The organism is Streptomyces sp. adm13(2018) (genome assembly GCF_008042145.1).
GTDB lineage: Bacteria > Actinomycetota > Actinomycetes > Streptomycetales > Streptomycetaceae > Streptomyces.
This window is the reverse complement of sequence record NZ_RDBH01000103.1, coordinates 1-3,440: the sequence shown is the minus strand read 5'-3', so window position 1 is coordinate 3,440 and position 3,440 is coordinate 1. Positions and strand designations below refer to the sequence as shown.

Sequence of the window (3,440 nt, the reverse complement as noted above, 5' to 3'; positions counted from 1 at the left end):
GGGCGTTGTGGGCGCGTTCGACGGGAACCGCTTCCGGACACGGGACGTGGACGAGGCGCGGGTGGAGCTCGACGCCCGCTACTACGCGAACCGGATGGACCTCGTGGACCGCGAGCGGCGCCCCTTCGCGGCCCGCTTCGACACGGTCGAGCTCGGCCCGCTGGTCATCGGGGACCTGAGCTGCGGGGCCGATGTGCGGATGAGCTTCGGCGAACTGGGCGCCTACCACCTGAACGCGCCGCTCGGCGGGCGGATGGAGATGCGGCAGAGCGGCAGGCCGCTGGTCGCCACGGAGGCCGAGGCCCTGCTGCTCGACCCGGCGGGGGACACCTGCCTCGACCGCTGGAGCGGGGACTGCCGGACCCTGTCGGTGAAGGTGGGGGCGGCCGCGCTGCGCGAGCGCCTGGAGCAGCTGATCGGCCGTCCGGCGCACGGCCCGCTGGTGTTCGCGCCCGGGGTCGACATCACCCGCGGTCCCGGTCTGAGCTGGGTGCGCTTCGCCCGCCAGGTCGCCGCGGAGGCCCTGACGGGAGAGGGTCTCGCCCGGCACGAGCTGGTGGCCCGCCCCTTGCAGGAGGCGCTGCTCAACGGACTCCTGCTGGCCGCCGAGCACCCCTGGCGCGAGGCGCTCGCGCACCCGGGGGAGCCGCGCCGGCCGGCGCCGGTCAAGCGGGTGATGGACGCGGTGCGGGAGCGTCCGGAGCATCCGTTCACCACGACCGAGCTGGCCGCCCTGGCCCGGGTGAGCGTGCGCCGGCTCCAGGAGTCCTTCCGCGAGTACGTCGGGATGTCGCCGATGGCGTACGTGCGGGAGGTGCGGCTCGACCGGGTCCGCGGGGAGCTGCGGGCGGCCGCACCGGACGAGGTGGGCGTGGGCGAGGTGGCCTGGCGCTGGGGCTTCGCCCACCAGGGCCGCTTCGCGGCGCGCTACCGCGAGAAGTTCGGCGAGTCGCCGTCAGAGACCCTGCGCGGACGTCCTCGCGACCCTCCTCTCGCCCTCGCCCCGCGACGACATCGCGCGGCCGGGGCCTGGTTCGGCCCGTCCGGCGTGCGCCGGGGGCCTGGTTCGGCCCGTCCGGCGTGCGCCGGGGCGCACAAAGGGGCGCACCTTGCGTTGACCGGCGGGCTTCCCCGCATCGATCCCACCGCGCATTCCGGACAGAGGCCGCGTTCCGCGGCTCGCGATGATCATCGTACGGGCCTACGGTGAGCAGGTCCGGCCGCCAGCGCGCGCCGTGACCCGGGCCCCGGCCGGCTCCCCCGTATCAGTCCGGCCGGGTCCTGCGTACTCTCCTGCTCCCCGTGGCCGTCCCCGTCCGGGTCTCTCTCCGGCTCAGGCGAGACCCCCGTTGCTCATCAGCAGCTGCCCGTTGATCCACTGCCCCTCGGCCGAGCAGAGGAAGTCGACCAGGTGTGCGGTGTCCCGCGGGGTGCCCAGACGGCCGAGCGGGGTCTGCTCCGCCCGCGCCGATGCCGACCGTGCGGCCGACGCCGGTCACGAGGGCGAGCGGACGCTGGTCCATGGGACTGCTCCTGTCATCGTTCAGTGCGGCCACCGGGGCGGCGTCACGCAGAAGAGGCCGCCCAGGTAGAGGGCGTCGGCGCTGTCGGCCGGAGGAAGGCCCTTCTCGGCGAGGATGCGCTCCGCGTAGACCTCGGAATCGTCCTGCGGGTCGTAGCCGAGCGCGCGTGCCGAGGAGAGGTCCCACCACGCGCGCGTGTTGGCGGAGGAGCCGTACACGACGGTGTGGGCCACGTCCTCGGCGGTCAGCGCGGCGTGCAGGAGGCGGGCGCCGTCGGCCGGGCTCAGCCACGTCGACAGCTCCCGGACCGAGGCGGGCTCGGCGAAGAGGGTGCCGATGCGGACCGAGACGGTCTCGACGCCGTGCAGGTCCCAGTAGAGCTGCGCCAGGTCCTCGCCGAAGCACTTGGACAGGCCGTAGAAGGTGTCCGGGCGGTGCGGGGTCTCCACCGGCACCGGCGGGTCGCCCGCGCGCGGCACCCGGGTGAAGCCGACGGCGTGGTTGCTGGAGGCGAACACCACACGCGGGACGCCCTCCTCGCGGGCGGCCTCGTAGAGGTTGCACGTCCCGGCGATGTTCGCCGCCATGATCTTGTCGAAGGTCGACTCCAGGGAGATGCCCGCCAGGTGCACGATCGCGTCGACGCCCCGGACGGCCTCGCGCAGCGCCGGGCGGTCCGCGAGGTCGGCGGTGATCGCGTCCGGCGCACCCGGCACGGGGACGGCGTCCAGGAGCCGTAGCTCGTGGCCGAGCAGGGGCAGGAGCTCCCGCATCAGCGTGCCGACGCCTCCGGCGGCGCCGGTGAGCAGGACGGTGCGGGGTGCGGCCATGGACCGGATCTCCTCCGTCGGGCGGCACGCGGCGGCCCCGCGCGCCAACGGCATGCGGCTGAGCGGCATGCACAACCGTGGACACGCTAGGGAGCGGTCCGACGGAGCGTCAAGAGGCGCCCGCGGTCCGCACGGCCCTGGCGAAACCCGCCGGTCAGGGCCCGGTCCGGACGGTCAGGGAGCCGTGTGAGGCGCGGTCAGCAGGCGGGCCGCGGCCGCGCGGGTGTCCGCCACATGGGCGCGGGCCAGCGCCTCCGCGCCGTCCTCGTCGCCGTCGCGGACGGCCTCGTGGAGCCGCTCGTGCGCCCCGCACATCGCCTCGCCGTCCGACCGGGCCGAGGTGAGCCGGAAGAGCCGCCGCAGCCGGGAGTCCAGCGGCGCCATCAGGTCCACCAGCAGCGGGTTCCCGGAGAGTTCGACGATCTGCCGGTGGAAGTCGGCGTTGAGGGAGACGGCCTCGCGGACCTGCCCGGACTCCGCCGCCCGCCGGGCCCCCGACAGGAGCCGCTCCAGCTCCCGCAGCCCGCCCGGGGTCGCGTGCCGGGCGGCGAGCCGCGCGGCCAGGCCCTCCAGGTTCTCCCGTACGTCGAAGAGGTGCGCGGCGTCCTCCGGCCCGAAGTCCGCGACCACCGACCCCCGGCGCGGCTGCACCGAGAGGAGGCCCTCCGACTCCAGCCGCTGCATCGCCTCGCGCACCGGCACCCGGGAGACCCGCAGTTCGTCGGCGACCTCCCGCTCCACGAGCCGCGTGCCCGCCGGGTACTCCGCCTCGACGATCCGCTCGCGCAGCTCCACGTAGACCCGCTCCCGCAGGGACGGACGGGCGTCCCCGACGGCGGCGGCGCCGCGGGCGGCGGGGAGGTGCACGGTCATGGGGGTGGCTCCCGTCGGGTGGCTGTCCTGCTTCCCCGATCTTCGCAGACCCCGGCGCGACGGCCTCGGGGCGACGGCTCCGGCGCGACGACCCTGGCGCGACCGCTCCGGCGGTCGGCGACACGAGAGGCTCGCCGCCGGCGCCGCCCGTCTCACCAGGCCAGATCCTCCAGCGCGTCCAGATCCGGCACCGCCGACACGCTCGGCTCGGCGT

General features: G+C 75.5%; 3 protein-coding genes and 1 pseudogene. 1 reads left to right on the top strand and 3 read right to left on the bottom strand.

Going from position 1 to position 3,440, the window contains the following annotated elements; genetic code table 11:
* A partial coding sequence (locus tag EAO70_RS09410) for an AraC family transcriptional regulator (protein ID WP_261992774.1) occupies window positions 1–1,210 on the top strand: 1,210 nt, incomplete at its 5' end.
* 123 nt (window positions 1,211–1,333) lie between these two features.
* On the opposite strand, the pseudogene EAO70_RS09405 reads toward EAO70_RS09410, so the two are convergent.
* The 3 genes and pseudogenes from EAO70_RS09405 to EAO70_RS09395 form a co-directional block, all read right to left on the bottom strand.
* Window positions 1,334–1,462 (bottom strand): annotated as a pseudogene (locus tag EAO70_RS09405) (SDR family oxidoreductase); the annotation flags it as partial.
* An 81-nt stretch (window positions 1,463–1,543) separates the two neighbouring features.
* Window positions 1,544–2,353 carry an NAD-dependent epimerase/dehydratase family protein gene (locus EAO70_RS09400; protein WP_148002556.1) on the bottom strand — a complete coding sequence of 270 codons (810 nt, stop codon included), beginning with the start codon at window positions 2,351–2,353 and terminating at the stop codon, window positions 1,544–1,546.
* A 174-nt stretch (window positions 2,354–2,527) separates the two neighbouring features.
* The gene (locus EAO70_RS09395) at window positions 2,528–3,226 is read right to left on the bottom strand and encodes a GntR family transcriptional regulator (RefSeq protein WP_148002555.1); all 699 of its coding nucleotides are present in this window, start codon (window positions 3,224–3,226) and stop codon (window positions 2,528–2,530) included.
* Between the last annotated feature and the right edge of the window lie 214 nt (window positions 3,227–3,440).

Bases quoted from the DNA above. Each gene is read 5' to 3' on its own strand.
- EAO70_RS09400 (WP_148002556.1), bottom strand. From the start codon at position 2,353: ATGGCCGCACCCCGCACCGTCCTGCTCACCGGCGCCGCCGGAGGCGTC.
- EAO70_RS09395 (WP_148002555.1), bottom strand. From the start codon at position 3,226: ATGACCGTGCACCTCCCCGCCGCCCGCGGCGCCGCCGCCGTCGGGGAC.